The sequence below is a fragment of the Flavobacterium sp. UBA6195 genome, assembly GCF_002422095.1.
In the GTDB taxonomy this organism is placed as follows: domain Bacteria; phylum Bacteroidota; class Bacteroidia; order Flavobacteriales; family Flavobacteriaceae; genus Flavobacterium.
The window spans coordinates 1-14,816 of record NZ_DITB01000033.1 but is presented as its reverse complement, the minus strand read 5'-3'; the positions used below and the strand labels follow the sequence as shown (position 1 = coordinate 14,816).

The following is a 14,816-nucleotide window of genomic DNA, read 5'->3' as shown; positions in this document are numbered from 1 at the left end:
TTGATTATGATGTAGTTTTAACTCCGGTTTCCGTTTCAGGACTACCAGGATTGCATTCCTATGCTTTTGCGCAACACAACGGAAAATGGCTTATTATTGGCGGAAGAAAAGATGGTGTTCATGCACGTCAGCCTTTTAACGCTTTTCCAGGAGCTCAGAATAATACTGATATGTATGTGGTTGATATTGCTACCCAACAATCTTGGTCAGCTTCCGTGAATTCGCTTCCGACTGGAATTAAAGAGCAATTGCAATCGACCAACATGAACTTTTATCAAGATGGTGATGCATTGTATATTGTAGGAGGATATGCTTATTCAACAACAGCAGCCGATCATAAAACTTTCAATAATTTGACTTCGGTTGATGTGCCTAATTTGGTAAATGCAATTGTTGCTGGAACTCCAATTACATCCTATTTCAAGCAAATTTCCAATGATGTTTTTGCGATTACGGGAGGACAATTGGGTAAAATTGGAAATACATTTTATTTGGTGGGCGGACATCGTTTTGATGGTCGATACAATCCGATGAACAATCCAACGTTTACACAAACCTATTCAAATGCCATCCGAAAATTTACGATTGATAACTCGGGAAGTTCTTTGAGTTATGCCAATTATGAAGAAATTGTGGATGCGGTTCATTTACACCGTCGCGATTATAATTTGTTGCCTCAAATATTTCCTAATGGAGAATTAGGTTACACGATTTCGTCAGGCGTATTTCAAATTGCGGTGGAATTACCGTTTTTATATCCAGTTGATATTAAAGCAGGAGGTTATTTTCCACAGACGCAATTCAATCAATATTTGAGTAATTATCACAGCGGAAAAGCATGTTTGTATGATGCTACCAATAACAGAATGCATAATTTGTTTTTTGGAGGGATGAGTCAGTATTTCTATCAAGCTGGAAATTTAATTCAAGATAACACGGTTCCTTTTGTAAAAACAATTAGTAGAACTACTCGAACCGCAACAGGTGATTTGTATGAATACCAATTGCCAGTGGAAATGCCAAATTTAAAAGGAGCTGGAGCTGAATTTATTCCGAATAAAATGCTGCCTCATTATTCAAATGAAGTAATTCAATTGTCGAATATTACAGCAGAAGAATTCGTTATCGGGCATTTATTTGGAGGAATTCAAAGTACTTCACCTTCGGCATTTACAGATAATCAAACTGGATTGACTTCTGCTGATCCAACGGTTTATGAAGTAAAATTGGTAAAAAACACACCATTAAATGTACAACAAATCGATGGTAAAAATCCTTTTTCAGTTGTAGTTTCACCAAATCCTACAACTTCAGATACCATTCGAGTAGAATTTACGATGCCTTATGAAACTTCAGTAAATTACATGATTTCTACATTAGATGGAAAAGTTGTTGAAGAAGGTGATGTCGAAGGAATTCGTGCAGGAAAAAGCGGCATGAATTTTGATATTTCTTCAGCAAATACTGAATTTGTGATTATTACTTTTGTATTCGATGATAAGTTTTATGTATCTGAAAAAGTAATAAAAAAGCAATAACTGTTAAAATAATAAAAAATTAAGAGTACTATTTACAAAATTATATATATTTGTCATAGTGCAATTCACACAGAAAAAGATTAAATAACAATTTAAAAATAAATACAATGAAAAAATTAGTTTCTATCATGGCTGTTGCCGCTTTTATGTTATCAATGAATGTTAACGCTCAAGAGCCAAAACAAAAAGCTAAAAAAGAGAAAGCAAAAACTGAAAAATCTTGCTCAACTGAAGATAAAAAATCTTGTGGTACTGAAGCAAAATCAGGTGGATGTTGTTCATCTAAAAAAGCTGCTACTAAAAAAGCTGAATAATTTTATTCAAAATAAATTCAAAACGCCTCGATTTTTCGGGGCGTTTTTTTTATGTAACAAATGTTGCTGTAGCACAAATACATAACAACTAATTTTGATTTATTAAACTAATCAAAATGTCAAAAATAGTTGTTTTAGGAGCAGGAATTTCGGGACATACCGCAGCCGCTCATTTAAGAAGAAAGCTATCCAAAGAGCACGAAGTGTTAGTAGTTTCGCCAAATAGAAATTATCAATGGGTGCCTTCCAATATTTGGGTAGGAATTGGAAGAATGAAATCTAAAGAAGTAATTTTTCCTTTAGAGCCATTATACAAAAGAAAGGGAATTGGGTACAAACAAGCCAAAGCCATTTCATTTCATCCAGAAGGCGATAGTTCAGAAGCAAAACCCTATATTTTAGTAGAGGGTGTTTTTGGCGATAACTTAGGTAAACAAGAAAAAGTAACTTACGATTATTTAATTAATGCGACAGGTCCAAAGCTTGCTTTTGATATGACCGAAGGTTTACAACCTGCAACTAATAAAGTATATTCGGTTTGTACCTATGATCATGCTGAACATGCATCGGAGGCACTTCACAAACTAATAGACCAACTAAAAAAGTCGGATAAAAAAGCTAAAATTTTAATTGGAACGGGTCATGCAAAAGCGACTTGTCAAGGTGCTGCATTTGAATATATTTTGAATGTAGAAAAAGAATTGCAAAAGTTTGGCGTTCGTGATAAAGCTGAAATTACATGGATTTCGAATGAATACGAATTAGGTGATTTTGGAATGGACGGTATGTTGATGGAATACAACGGTTTCAATATGAAATCTAAAGATATGGTGGAAATGATTTTTGAAGATCGTGACATCAAATGGATTTTAGGGGCAGGAGTTACTAAAGTGGAAGATGGATTAGTACATTATGAAAATTTAGAAGGCGAATATAAAACAGAAACCTTCGATTTTGGTATGCTAATTCCCGCTTTTTCAGGACATGGTTTTCAAGCGTATGACAAAGACGGACAAAATATTACCGAAAAATTATTCAGAGGTTTTATGGTAGTGGATGCCGATTATACACCAAGACCTTATGAAGAATGGACGGTTCAAGATTGGCCAGAAACCTATCAAAATCCGAGTTATCCAACTATTTTTGCACCCGGAATTGCTTTCGCACCACCTCATACCATTTCAAAACCACGAAAAAGTAAAAACGGAACCGAAATTTTTCCATCGCCACCAAGAACTGGAATGCCTTCTGGAATTACAGCAAAATTAGTGGCAGATAACATTATTGATTCCATTAAATCAGGAAAAGAATCCTTGCATCATAAAGGCTCTATGGGAAATATGGGAGCTGCTTGTATCGCATCAGCGGGTTACGGACTAACACAAGGAAGCGGTGTAAGTATTACAACCTATCCAATTGTTCCCGATTATATAAAATATCCAAATACAGGTGGTAGAGATATCAAAAAAACTTTTGGAGATATTGGTTTAGCGGGTCACTGGGTGAAATTAGCATTACACTACGCTTTTCTTTACAAAGCAAAAATGAAACCTTTTTGGTGGTTAATTCCTGAATAAATTTTAAAATTATGACACAAAGAATATCAAACGCACAGCGTTCCAAAATGCAAAATCCTTTGATACAATTTTTTAAATTCTTTTATTTAAATATTAGAATATTAAAAATAGTTGCGGGTGGACATGGAGGAACAAGAAAGTAACATCATCTACTATTGTTGATGATTGTTTTAGTTTTATTGGTTAGTAAGAGCGTCTTTTATGGACGCTCTTTCTTTTTGTAACATTTGTAACAGGTCTTTGTAACTCTTGTTACCGACTACCTTTTTTTACCAATGTACATTTGTAACATAAAATAAGAATAAAACTATACTATGAAGAAAGTCAACTTATTAATTGTATTAGGGGTAGTATCTGCAACAACGTTTGCCCAAGATACTTTGACGATTTCAAAAAATGATTTAATTCAGAAAGTCACTGAAAATAATTTACAAATTAAAGTGGCAGAAAAATCATTTCAGTCTGCAAAGGCAGATTATCGTCAATCGAATGCACTTTTTTTACCGAATATTAATGTTTCGCATACTGGAATAGTTACTACTAATCCTTTAATGGCGTTTGGGTCGAAATTAAATCAAGAAATTTTAACGGCTTCTGACTTTAATCCAGCATTGTTAAATGATCCTGATAAAACACAAAATTTTGCAACTAAAATCGAGGTGCAACAACCTCTAATTAATTTAGATGGTTTGTATGGAAGACAAGCTGCAAGAGCTAAAATGGATGCTTTTCAATTGCAGACAGAACGTACTAAAGAATATTTGGAACTAGAAGTTTCAAAAGCGTATATGCAATTGCAATTGGCGTATAAAGCAGTAAAAGTTTTAGAGAAAGCAAATACAACTGCACAAGGCAATTTAAAATTGGTAGAAAATTATTTCAAAAACGGAATGCTACAAAAAACTGATTTGTTAAACGTGCAAGTTCGTGTGAATGAGATTACGAATCAATTGCAATATGCCAAATCAAATGTGCAAAATGCATCCGATTATTTAGCGTTTTTATTAAACGAAGATATGGCTGGAAAAACGTATAAACCTGCCGAAGTATTAGATAATACAATTGCTATCGAAAGTATGAATACTACACTTTCCGATTCTAGAAAAGATATTCAAGCGATGCAAAAATCGGCAGAAGCGTATCAAAAAATGTTTCAATCGTCTAAATTCGGTTTCTTACCAAGATTAAATGCTTTTGGAAGTTATGAATTGTATGACCAACATGTGTTTCAAACTTCAGCTAAAGGGTATTTAGTTGGAGCACAGTTATCATGGAATGTTTTTGATGGCTATAAAAACATCGGAAAAACTCAAAAAGCAAAAGCTGATTTTGAAAAAGCAACGGTTGAAACTGAACAATACAAAAAGCAAAGTCAGTTAGAATTAAGTAAAACGAATCGTCAATTACTTGATGCAGAAAACAAAGTGAATTTATCACAATTGGCTTTTGAACAATCGCAAGAAGCTTTTAGAATTCGTCAAAATAGATTCACACAAGGATTAGAAAAAACAACCGATTTATTAATGGCTGAAACGCAAATGGCACAAAAAGAATTAGAACATTTGCAAGCCGTTTTCGAATATAACTTTACCAAACAATACTTACAATTTTTAACGAAATAAATCTCAAGAACAAGTTCAATTACAAGTTCAAAATCAAAACTAAATAACATGAAAAAGATACTTACAATACTAACCATTTCATCACTAATCTTAACATCTTGTGGGGGTGATAAAAAAGAAAATGTAGCCGATTTACCTGCAATTCCAGTAAAAGTGGCTGGAAATTCTGGAAACGCTAATAGTCCATACATAACGGCAAGTGGAAAAATCGAATCGGAAAATAGTGCGAACCTAAGCACAAGAATGATGGGATATGTAACCAAAGTGAATGTAAAAGTGGGACAAAATGTTTTGGCTGGACAACTTTTGGTAAGCATCAATAACACAGATTTGCAAGCTAAAAAAGCACAAGTTGATGCTTCTATCACGCAAGCTACAGCAGGGTACAACAATGCGAAAAAAGATTATGATCGTTTTGTGAATTTATTTGCGCAACAATCGGCTTCGCAAAAAGAATTAGACGATATGACCGCTCGCTACGAAATGGCAAAAGCAGGATTAGAAGCGGCAAAACAAATGCGTAATGAAGTGATGGCGCAGTTTTCTTATTCGAATATCACAGCTCCATTTTCAGGAACGGTAACGAATACTTTCGTAAAAGAAGGTGATATGGCAAACCCAGGAATGCCATTAGTAAGTATTGAAGGCGCTTCAAGATTACAAGTAACCGCAATGGTTTCAGAAAGTGATATTTCGAATGTAAAAAACGGAATGCCAGTAAAAATCAATGTAAAATCATTAAACAAAGAAGTTGCAGGAAAAGTTTCTGAAGTGAGTTTATCCGCAAAAAATACAGGAGGACAATATTTGGTAAAAGTAACTTTGGACAAAATGGATAAAGAAATCTTATCTGGAATGTTTGTAAACGTTCAATTTCCAACGGATAAAAAAGTAGCAACAGCTGTAAAATCAACAGTAGTTATGGTTCCAGAAACTGCTATAGTAAAACAAGGTCAATTGACAGGAATTTACACTATCGGAAGTGGCAATGTAGCTATTCTAAGATGGTTACGAATCGGAAAAACTTTTGGTAATCAAGTAGAAGTATTATCAGGATTAGCAGCAGACGAGCAATATATCGTTTCAGCTGAAGGTAAATTATTCAACGGAGCTAAGGTTAGTGTTCAGTAATCAGTAGTTAGTGTTCAGTAAGGGTTTTTAGTAGATAACTTGAAACCTGAAACTTTAAACTTTTAAACAAAAAATAACATGCAAGAAGGTATATCAGGTAAAATAGCCAATTTCTTTATCAACTCTAAACTAACCATTTTATTGATGGTGGCGTTGATGATTATTGGTACATATAGTTCGTTCTTAATTCCAAGGGAAGAAGAACCGCAAATTAACGTTCCTATGGCCGATGTTATGGTCATGTATCCTGGCGCAAGTCCGTCTGAGATAGAAAATAGAGTGGTGAAACCATTAGAAAAAATCATTGGAAACATCAAAGGAGTAGAGCACATTCACAGTATGGCTTTCAATGGCTATTCTATGATGGTGGTGCAATTTTATGTAGGCGAAAACAGTGAAGATTCGTATGTAAAATTATACGACGAATTGATGAAAAACCGCACCATGTTTCCAGAAGGTGTCATGCAACCCATCGTAAAAACACGTTCGATTGATGATGTTCCGATGTTGGGATTAACGCTTTGGAGTGAAAAATATGATGATTTCCAATTGCGTCAAATCGCAGAAGAAGTTACTTCAGAAGTTGAAAAAGTAAAAGATGTTGCGATTACGAAAGAAATTGGTGGGAGAACACGTGAGCTAAAAGTAGTTTTAGATAAAGATAAAATGGCTGAAAATGGTGTAGATGCGTTGAGCATTATGCAAATGATTCAAGCCAATAACGGAAGCTCGCAATCAGGAAGTTTTGTACAAAATGATACCGAGTATTTAGTTACAACAGGTAAATTTTTAGCCACTTCAGAAGATGTAGAAAACTTGGTAGTAGGAGTGAATAACAACATGCCAGTTTACTTAAAACAAGTCGCTACAATTCAAGATGGACCTCAAACACCAAAGAACTATGTGTCTTTTGGGTACGGAAAAGCGAATGAGAAATTCTCAAAATTCAATTCGGAATATCCTGCTGTCACTATTTCGGTTGCAAAAGTAAAAGGTGCTGATGCAATGCAGATTTCAGAGAAAATCATTACTAAAGTTGAAAGTTTAAAGAAAAATTTAATTCCCGAAGATGTACATGTAGAAATTACTCGTAATTACGGAGAAACGGCTTCGCACAAAGTAGGAGAGTTGTTGTTGCACTTAGGTGTTGCCATTATTGCCGTTACAGTTTTAGTAATGCTAGCGATGGGTTGGAGAGGTGGATTAGTAGTTTTCTTCTCAGTTCCGTTGACGTTTGCTTTGACATTATTTAGTTATTATTTATTAGGCTATACGTTAAATAGAATTACGCTTTTTGCTTTGGTATTCGTAGTAGGTATAGTAGTCGACGACAGTATTATTATTGCCGAAAACATGCACCGTCATTTCAAAATGAAGCGACTGCCATTCAAACAAGCTGCCATTTATGCGATAAACGAAGTAGGAAACCCAACCATTTTAGCAACGTTTACTGTAATTGCAGCAATCTTACCAATGGCTTTCGTATCAGGAATGATGGGACCATACATGAGTCCAATGCCAATTGGAGCTTCGATTGCAATGATGTTATCATTGTTTGTAGCATTAACGGTTACGCCATATTTGGGTTACCATTTATTACACGAAAAAGACGAGCAAGAACACAAAGAAGAACAAGGTTTAGAAACTTCTAGAATTTATAAAATTTACAAAAAAATTGAGCAACCGCTTTTAGACAACTCTAAGAAACGTAACTTAATGTTCGTTGTTACGATAGTACTTTTATTAGGTTCTGTATTGATGTTCTTTACGAAATCAGTAGCGGTAAAAATGTTGCCTTTTGATAACAAAAATGAATTTCAAGTGGTGATTGATATGCCAGAAGGAACTACGTTAGAAAGAACTGCAGCGGTTACTAAAGAAATTGCACAATATCTTTCAACTGTTCCTGAAGTAGTGGATTATCAAAATTATGTAGGTGCTTCTGCTCCGATAACTTTTAATGGTTTGGTACGTCATTACGATATGCGAGGTGGAAGCAATATGGCGGATATTCAAGTGAATTTATTGCACAAAGAAGATCGCGATTTACAAAGTCACGATATCGCAAAAGTAGTGCGTCCAGAAGTGCAAAAAATTGCTAAAAAATATGGTGCGAATGTAAAAATTGTGGAAGTTCCACCTGGACCACCCGTTTTATCTACTTTAGTGGCGGAGGTTTACGGACCTGATTATGAAGAGCAAATTAAAGTAGCGAATCAAGTGAAAACCATTTTAGAAACTACAACAGATGTGGTTGATACCGATTGGATGGTAGAAGCGCCTCAAGTAGAATATAAATTAGAGGTGGATAGAGAAAAAGCCATGTTAAACGGAATCGCTCCACAACAAGTTGTTGGTAATTTGACTTATTTGTTAAGAGAAATGCCAGTTTCTAATTTGTATGATGAACGTTCGAATAATCCTGTAGGAATCACACTATCCTTTGCAGACAAAGACAAAACTTCGATGCAAGATATTCAAAATTTGAAAATCAAGGGAAGTCGTGGTAATGTAGTTCCGGTGAGTGATTTAGTAAAAGTTACTACAGATACGCTTCAAAATACGATTTACAGAAAAGATCAAAAACGAGTAGTATATGTTTTAGCCGATATGGCGGGAGCCTTAGAAAGTCCGGTTTATGCGATTTTGGGAATGAATGAGAAGTTAGAAAAAATGCAATTGCCAAAAGGATATAAAGTAAACGAATTGTATATCGGTTCACCATCAGATGAAAGTGATTTCACTGTAAAATGGGATGGCGAATGGCAAATTACCTTAGAAGTGTTCCGTGATTTAGGTGCAGCCTTCTTAGTTGTAATTATTGTGATTTACATGTTGATTGTAGGTTGGTTCCAAAACTTCAAAACCCCAATCGTTATGATGGTTGCGATTCCACTTTCTTTAGTTGGAATTGTATTAGGTCACTGGTTATTAGGAGCTTTCTTTACAGCTACTTCGTTCATTGGAATGATTGCTTTGGCTGGAGTTATGGTTCGGAATTCGGTCTTGCTAATTGACTTTATCGAAATTCGTTTGAACGATGGTATTCCAATGAAACAAGCTATTATTGAAGCGGGAGCTGTTAGAACAACCCCAATTTTATTAACGACAGGAGCAGTAGTAATCGGAGCGTCAATCATTTTGTTTGATCCAATTTTCCAAGGATTAGCGATTTCGTTAGTCGCAGGAGCGATTGTTTCAACATTGTTAACATTAATCGTAGTGCCTTTGATTTACTATATCACAGAACGTAAAAAATGGGAGAAAAATAATTAAAAATCAACCTAACAGGTTTCAAAAATCTGTTAGGTTTAAAATAATAATATTATGAAATTAGTACTAATCACCGCAATAGCAGAATTTGAAAAAGATGTCAAAAAGATGCTGAAAGAAGCTAAAGTAAAATCGTATTCGTATCGTGATGTAAAAGGTTTTAGAGATGCTTCTGACGAAAGTGTAGAAGATAATTGGTTTGGTTCTGAAATGAATGAAACGGATTCGGTTGTCTTTTATGCTTTTATTTTACAACAAAATTTAGACATATTATTTGATGAGGTGTTCGCTTTTAATAAAAAGGTAGAATCAATTTCAAAAGTTCATTTAGCCGTTTTATCGGTAGAAAAATATAATTAAAATTAGAAATTATGATTAATAGAATTGTTAGAGCAGTAGCAGGAACTTTTATTCTTTTAAGTGTGCTTTTAGGAATGTATGTAAACGAAAATTGGTATTGGTTTACTCTTTTTGTAGGGGCCAATTTACTACAATCATCCATTACCAAATGGTGTTTGATGGAAGATATTTTAAGAAAAGTATTTAAGATAAAAGATTAATATTGAAGTCAGGTGAAAGCCTGACTTTTTCATTAGAAAGTAAATCTTAAAAAAGCATTTGGAGTTCTTTCTAATGATGAAGTGTTAACTTGTTCAACAATATTGGTATTGTTATTAATTCGATAATGTTGATTGACGCTTATTTTATTATTCAATACATTTTGTATGGAAAAACCCAGATTTAGTTTTGATTTTTTGCCCATATTAAATGCATAAGAACCTGAAAAATTCACCTGAAAATAATCCTCTAAATTAGATGAATTTGGCGCTTGATAACCCACAGCCGGTGTTTCTGGATTTGTGTAGATAGGTGTTGTGCTTATTGGTAAAGTTGTTGGTTTCCCAGTAAACCATTGTGCTCCAATGGCAAGTTTTATATTTTTGAAATCTGATATAATAGCTGATTTTATGTGATGCTTAATTTCAAAATTATTAGGAAATGCTTTTGCATTCAATGTTTTAAATTCATAATTATTTTCTTGAAAAGTATAACTTACCCAAGAAGTAATATGTCTGAATTGTTTTTGAATTAAAAATTCGGTCCCATAAACGGTGTAATTTCCGCTGGTTTTTACAAATTCATATTGGTTTTGAAAACCTTGACTCATACTGGTAATTCCATCTACTTTTTTGTAGAAATTTTCTAGAGTTAGCAACCAATTGTTTTTATTGAACGTTAATCCTAATGACGCTTGATTACTTTTCACAATAGGAATGTCTTCATTGTTAGATAAAGTCCATCTTCGTTTTTCGATACCTAAAAAATCTTGTTGTAAATCAACAATTTGTGATGTGGTTTGATGCTTGCTTTCCCCCATAATTTCCAATTGGAAAAACGGAGTGAATTTATAATTTAACTGAATTCGCGGTTCAAAAATAAACGTTGAAAATTCTTGAATATAGTTTTGTCTGAAACCAATTCGGCCATTAAATTTATCGTTAACTGAATAATAGTTAAGTTCGGCAATTAGCGCATGATTTTTTAAAACTTCTTTGATTTTTCTAGAAAAAACAGGCGTATTTACGATATCTACATTTCGTACTCCAATTTCATTAAATTGATAGCCATTCCTAAAGGTAAAATTGTCAGATAGGATATGATTATTTTGTAATTTTATACCCGTATCTAAAATGGTGTTTTCTTGATTAAAAATTTGATTGCTTTCTATCGATTCATTTTCAGAATTAATATTGTAATAGGAAGCGTAAATTGATATTTCGCTGCTATTTTTTGCATTCCAGTTTGTTCTCAACAATGCATTTGCTCCATAAGTTTGATGTTCTAAGCAACTGTTTTTAGATATGGTAATATTATTTTCTGTTTTGGTTTGAAATATGTCTAATACGTTGCTAATACTCAAGATATCAACAAATAAATCTGTTTTTTGTTTTATTTTTTGATGGTATTGTACTGTAAAATCATAGAAATAAAAGTCTTCCTTTGAATTATATTTAATGTTTTGATTGTCAAAGTAATTGGTTACTATGGTATTTTGAAATATCTTATCGAAATAACTTTTGTAAGTTGGTGAAGTAATTAAATCAGTATACGATCGTCTTCCACTAATTTCAATGTTTGATTTCTTAGAAGTTTTTACTTTTGCATAAAAATCAGCGTTAATTAAGTTAAAACCTACAGCTCCAGTAGTGTTTTCAATAGAATCTGTATGTGTTGAAATTAAGACCGAACTAGAAACTCCATCTCCATAAAATGCTGAAGTTCCATTTTTAGCAATATTTATTTTGTGTGCTAAATTGGGATTTAAAGATGATATTAATCCAAAAAAATGCCCTGTTTGGTATAATCTAATGCCGTTCCAAAGAAATAAATTTTGGTCGTGTGTTCCGCCTCTTACACTTGTATTTGAGATACTTTCGTCGGTAGCATTAATTCCAGGGATTTGCTGCATAGTTTGAAATATATCGGGTTCTGTCAACCCAGGAAGAAGACCAATTTTTTTAGGTTTTATTTCGTAAGTACCCTCTCTTTTTTTACTGATTCCTTTGGTTAAAAATAAGGTTGTTACAACAGGTTCTAAATCATTTATTATACTTTTTAAGTAGATTGTTGGGCAACTTTCTACATATAAAAATGAAGATTGAATAATTTCTGATTTGTAATTCAAATGTGAAATTTCGATGGTATTTGCAGATTTTGTTTTAAGTTCAAAAAAACCAATCTCGTTTGTAATGGCATAAGAGTTTGTTCCAGAAACTAAAAGTGTTGCATTTTGTATGGGTTCTTTGGTTTCTTTATCCAAAAGATAGCCACACAAAGGTTTATCAAGTTTTTGATTGTTGATTACTGAGATGTATTTTTCAGAAATAAATTCAAATTTTAATTGTGTTTTTTCAGAAATATAGTTCAATTTTTCTTGAAGAGTTGCTGAATTCGAAGGAGGAATTAATTTAAAAATCGCAATTTCTTCTTCGATATAATTAAAATTGACTTCGTGAGTTTTGCCAATGTTTTCTAATATTTTTTTCAATAAAATAGTCTTGCCATTGTCTTGTGCTCGAAGCGGTAAGACAATGACAAATAAACTAAATATCATTATTGAAAAACGACTGTAATTCATTTACTTTTTTACTAATTCAAAACTTGTTTCGTTTGATTTGTTAATTTGTAAATGATAGGTTGAGGCTATTATTTGTAAGGCTACATCTAAATTATTGCTTGGAAGTTTTCCTGTGAATGATTGATCTGTTGCTATCGTATTTGTTTTAATGGTAACATTATATGTGTTTTCAATATCTGTAATAATAGTTTTTAAGTTTTGATTTGTAAAACTCATTTCTATTTCATCAGAAGCCCAGTTTGGCATTGATAATGTTGTTTTCCCTTCTTTTTTAGAATTATTTTCAAAAGTAACTAACATCCCTTTTGTTAAAATAAGTTCTTGATTTTTGTAGTTTACTTTTACTTTTCCTTCGTAGCAAGTTACTTCAAAGGTGTTATCTTTTGAATTTACATTGAATTGTGTCCCTAAAACGGTCACTTTTCCTAAATTCGTGTTGACTTCAAATGTTTTTCCTTTTGCCACTTTAAAATAAGCTTCACCATTTAAGTCAATTGTTCTGTTGTTTTTCCAGAAGAAAGTTTTGTATTCTATAGACGAATTTTTATTAACTAATACTTCAGAATTATCAGGTAAATTTACAGTTTGTGTAAGGCTTGTACCATAATATTTTTCTTTAAAATTATTAACAATAAAAAAACTTAATCCCAAAGCAATAACTAACACAGCAGCAATCCGAACGAACCAATTTTGTTGAAGTTTCACAACTTTTCTTGCTTTTTTAGTAGCAACAACGTTACTCAACATTTTATCTTGGTCAAATGCAGGTGTTTTTAAGCGAGCTGAATTTTCTTTGATTTTTTCATACAAAGGAAAGTCCGGATTTTGTTTAAATTCGGCTAATTCTTCAGCAGTAAGTTCGTTATTAAGCCATTTGGCTAGTTTGTAATCTTCATCCATAATTTTCGTATTACAATAATGTAACAAGTATATTGTTTTTTACCCTACTTAAAATTTTCTATTTCTTTTTTTAGTTCAATTAAAGCTAGGTGAATACGCTTTTCAACCGCTTTTACACTAATGTTTAATTCGGAGGCAATTTCGGCATATTTTTTACCGTCAATTCGATGCATTAAAAAAGCTATTCTTTGCGTTTCGTTTATATTGTTAATAGCTTTTAATAATTTAGATTCAAATTGTTCTTGTTCTAATATATGTTCTGGGTTTTCGTTGGTTCTATCGATTAAAGTATTGTTCTTTTCATAGGTAAGAACTACTTTATTATGTGCAATTGCATTTAAAGAATTGTTAGTTGCAATAGTATAAATGTAAGATTTAGCTTTTTCAATTGGAACATCTTTACAATTTTGCCACAGTTTTATGAAAGCTTCTTGCGTAGCATCTTCAGCTTGTTCAGTATTGCCAAATTTGTAGTATAGATAATTTCGTAACCCTTTTGCATGGCTTTTGAAAAAAGTTGAAAAAATATTTTCTTGGCAAATGGTATTATTTTCAGGCATCTTTTAATGAATTGCTAAAAATTAATTAAACCTAAGGTAGGGTTTTATAATAATGAATTGTTAAATAGTTGAAACAAATATAATCATTTTTGATTTTGATTGTTTTTTTAAAAATTAGGTAGGGTAAAATTAATTTGAATTGTTATAACTAATATAAACCCAAAAAAATAATAAATATGAAACTAAAACATTTTTTAAATTTAAGTTTAATAGGTTTGCTTTTAATGTCATGCCAAAGTGAAGAAAATGAAGTCATTCAAGATACTAGTCAAAATCTAGCAAAATCTTCACCATTAACAAATTTAATCTCTAGGGTTTCTCAAAATCCTACATCAACTGATAACGTGTTAGACAATTCAAGTTGTTTTAGCGTTGTACTTCCGGCAACTGTTATTGTTAATGGACAAAATATTGTAGTTTCAAATCAAGCGGATTATCAAACAGTTCAAGATGCAATTGATGCATTTTCAAACGATGATGATATTGTAAATTTTGTCTATCCAATCACGGTTCAATTTCAAAATTTTACCACACTTGTAGTACAAAATTCAGATGTTTTAGATGATATTATGGATGATTGTGGTGAAGATGATGGTTTTGATGAAATAGAATGTATTAATTTCAATTTTCCAATTGTAGTTAATATCTATAACGCAAATAATCAATTAGCTGAAACAATTTCTATTACAAATAATGTACAACTATACAATTTTTTAGAGTCGCTAGAGGATAATGAATATATAGCGATTCAATATCCAATTT

At 32.5% G+C, this 14,816-nt stretch carries 11 protein-coding genes and 1 pseudogene; 9 read left to right on the top strand and 3 right to left on the bottom strand.

Translation table 11 applies throughout. The annotated features are described in order from the left end of the window. From B4I81_RS02570 to B4I81_RS02535, 8 genes are all read left to right on the top strand, one after another. Positions 1-1,538 (top strand): hypothetical protein (locus B4I81_RS02570; RefSeq protein WP_291107074.1); only part of this gene is annotated, 1,538 nt, incomplete at its 5' end. 107 nt (positions 1,539-1,645) lie between these two features. Further along, positions 1,646-1,852, top strand: coding sequence for a hypothetical protein (locus tag B4I81_RS02565; protein ID WP_262318740.1), 207 nt, complete (start codon positions 1,646-1,648; stop codon positions 1,850-1,852). Positions 1,853-1,968: 116 nt separating this feature from the next. Further along, the gene (locus B4I81_RS02560) at positions 1,969-3,429 is read left to right on the top strand and encodes an NAD(P)/FAD-dependent oxidoreductase (protein ID WP_291107071.1); all 1,461 of its coding nucleotides are present in this window, start codon (positions 1,969-1,971) and stop codon (positions 3,427-3,429) included. Positions 3,430-3,743: 314 nt separating this feature from the next. Further along, on the top strand, positions 3,744-5,051 hold the full coding sequence (locus B4I81_RS02555) for a TolC family protein (RefSeq protein ID WP_291107068.1): 1,308 nt from the start codon (positions 3,744-3,746) through the stop codon (positions 5,049-5,051). Between the two features lie 48 nt (positions 5,052-5,099). Continuing rightward, the gene (locus B4I81_RS02550) at positions 5,100-6,182 is read left to right on the top strand and encodes an efflux RND transporter periplasmic adaptor subunit (protein WP_291107063.1); all 1,083 of its coding nucleotides are present in this window, start codon (positions 5,100-5,102) and stop codon (positions 6,180-6,182) included. A gap of 78 nt (positions 6,183-6,260) precedes the next feature. Further along, the gene (locus B4I81_RS02545) at positions 6,261-9,458 is read left to right on the top strand and encodes an efflux RND transporter permease subunit (RefSeq protein WP_291107060.1); all 3,198 of its coding nucleotides are present in this window, start codon (positions 6,261-6,263) and stop codon (positions 9,456-9,458) included. A gap of 51 nt (positions 9,459-9,509) precedes the next feature. After that, on the top strand, positions 9,510-9,815 hold the full coding sequence (locus B4I81_RS02540) for a hypothetical protein (RefSeq protein WP_291107057.1): 306 nt from the start codon (positions 9,510-9,512) through the stop codon (positions 9,813-9,815). Positions 9,816-9,826: 11 nt separating this feature from the next. Continuing rightward, positions 9,827-10,015: a YgaP family membrane protein gene (locus B4I81_RS02535; RefSeq protein ID WP_291107054.1), complete on the top strand. Its 189-nt coding sequence runs from the start codon at positions 9,827-9,829 to the stop codon at positions 10,013-10,015. A 32-nt stretch (positions 10,016-10,047) separates the two neighbouring features. Here the strand turns inward: B4I81_RS02535 and B4I81_RS02530 are convergent, their stop codons facing one another. From B4I81_RS02530 to B4I81_RS02520, 3 genes are read right to left on the bottom strand one after another with little or no spacing between them, the layout of a single operon-like run. Next, the gene (locus B4I81_RS02530; protein WP_291107052.1) at positions 10,048-12,570 is read right to left on the bottom strand and encodes a TonB-dependent receptor; all 2,523 of its coding nucleotides are present in this window, start codon (positions 12,568-12,570) and stop codon (positions 10,048-10,050) included. 24 nt (positions 12,571-12,594) lie between these two features. Then, positions 12,595-13,494 carry a FecR family protein gene (locus B4I81_RS02525; protein ID WP_291107049.1) on the bottom strand — a complete coding sequence of 300 codons (900 nt, stop codon included), beginning with the start codon at positions 13,492-13,494 and terminating at the stop codon, positions 12,595-12,597. A gap of 44 nt (positions 13,495-13,538) precedes the next feature. Beyond that, the gene (locus B4I81_RS02520; RefSeq protein ID WP_291107047.1) at positions 13,539-14,054 is read right to left on the bottom strand and encodes an RNA polymerase sigma factor; all 516 of its coding nucleotides are present in this window, start codon (positions 14,052-14,054) and stop codon (positions 13,539-13,541) included. Positions 14,055-14,230: 176 nt separating this feature from the next. Here B4I81_RS02520 and B4I81_RS02515 point away from each other — a divergent pair. After that, positions 14,231-14,816 (top strand): annotated as a pseudogene (locus tag B4I81_RS02515) (hypothetical protein); the annotation flags it as partial.

Excerpts from the sequence above, each read along its gene's own strand:
- B4I81_RS02565 (WP_262318740.1), top strand. The coding sequence starts at position 1,646 with ATGAAAAAATTAGTTTCTATCATGGCTGTTGCCGCTTTTATGTTATCA.
- B4I81_RS02560 (WP_291107071.1), top strand. The coding sequence starts at position 1,969 with ATGTCAAAAATAGTTGTTTTAGGAGCAGGAATTTCGGGACATACCGCA.
- B4I81_RS02555 (WP_291107068.1), top strand. The coding sequence starts at position 3,744 with ATGAAGAAAGTCAACTTATTAATTGTATTAGGGGTAGTATCTGCAACA.
- B4I81_RS02550 (WP_291107063.1), top strand. The coding sequence starts at position 5,100 with ATGAAAAAGATACTTACAATACTAACCATTTCATCACTAATCTTAACA.
- B4I81_RS02545 (WP_291107060.1), top strand. The coding sequence starts at position 6,261 with ATGCAAGAAGGTATATCAGGTAAAATAGCCAATTTCTTTATCAACTCT.
- B4I81_RS02540 (WP_291107057.1), top strand. The coding sequence starts at position 9,510 with ATGAAATTAGTACTAATCACCGCAATAGCAGAATTTGAAAAAGATGTC.
- B4I81_RS02535 (WP_291107054.1), top strand. The coding sequence starts at position 9,827 with ATGATTAATAGAATTGTTAGAGCAGTAGCAGGAACTTTTATTCTTTTA.
- B4I81_RS02530 (WP_291107052.1), bottom strand. The coding sequence starts at position 12,570 with ATGATATTTAGTTTATTTGTCATTGTCTTACCGCTTCGAGCACAAGAC.
- B4I81_RS02525 (WP_291107049.1), bottom strand. The coding sequence starts at position 13,494 with ATGGATGAAGATTACAAACTAGCCAAATGGCTTAATAACGAACTTACT.
- B4I81_RS02520 (WP_291107047.1), bottom strand. The coding sequence starts at position 14,054 with ATGCCTGAAAATAATACCATTTGCCAAGAAAATATTTTTTCAACTTTT.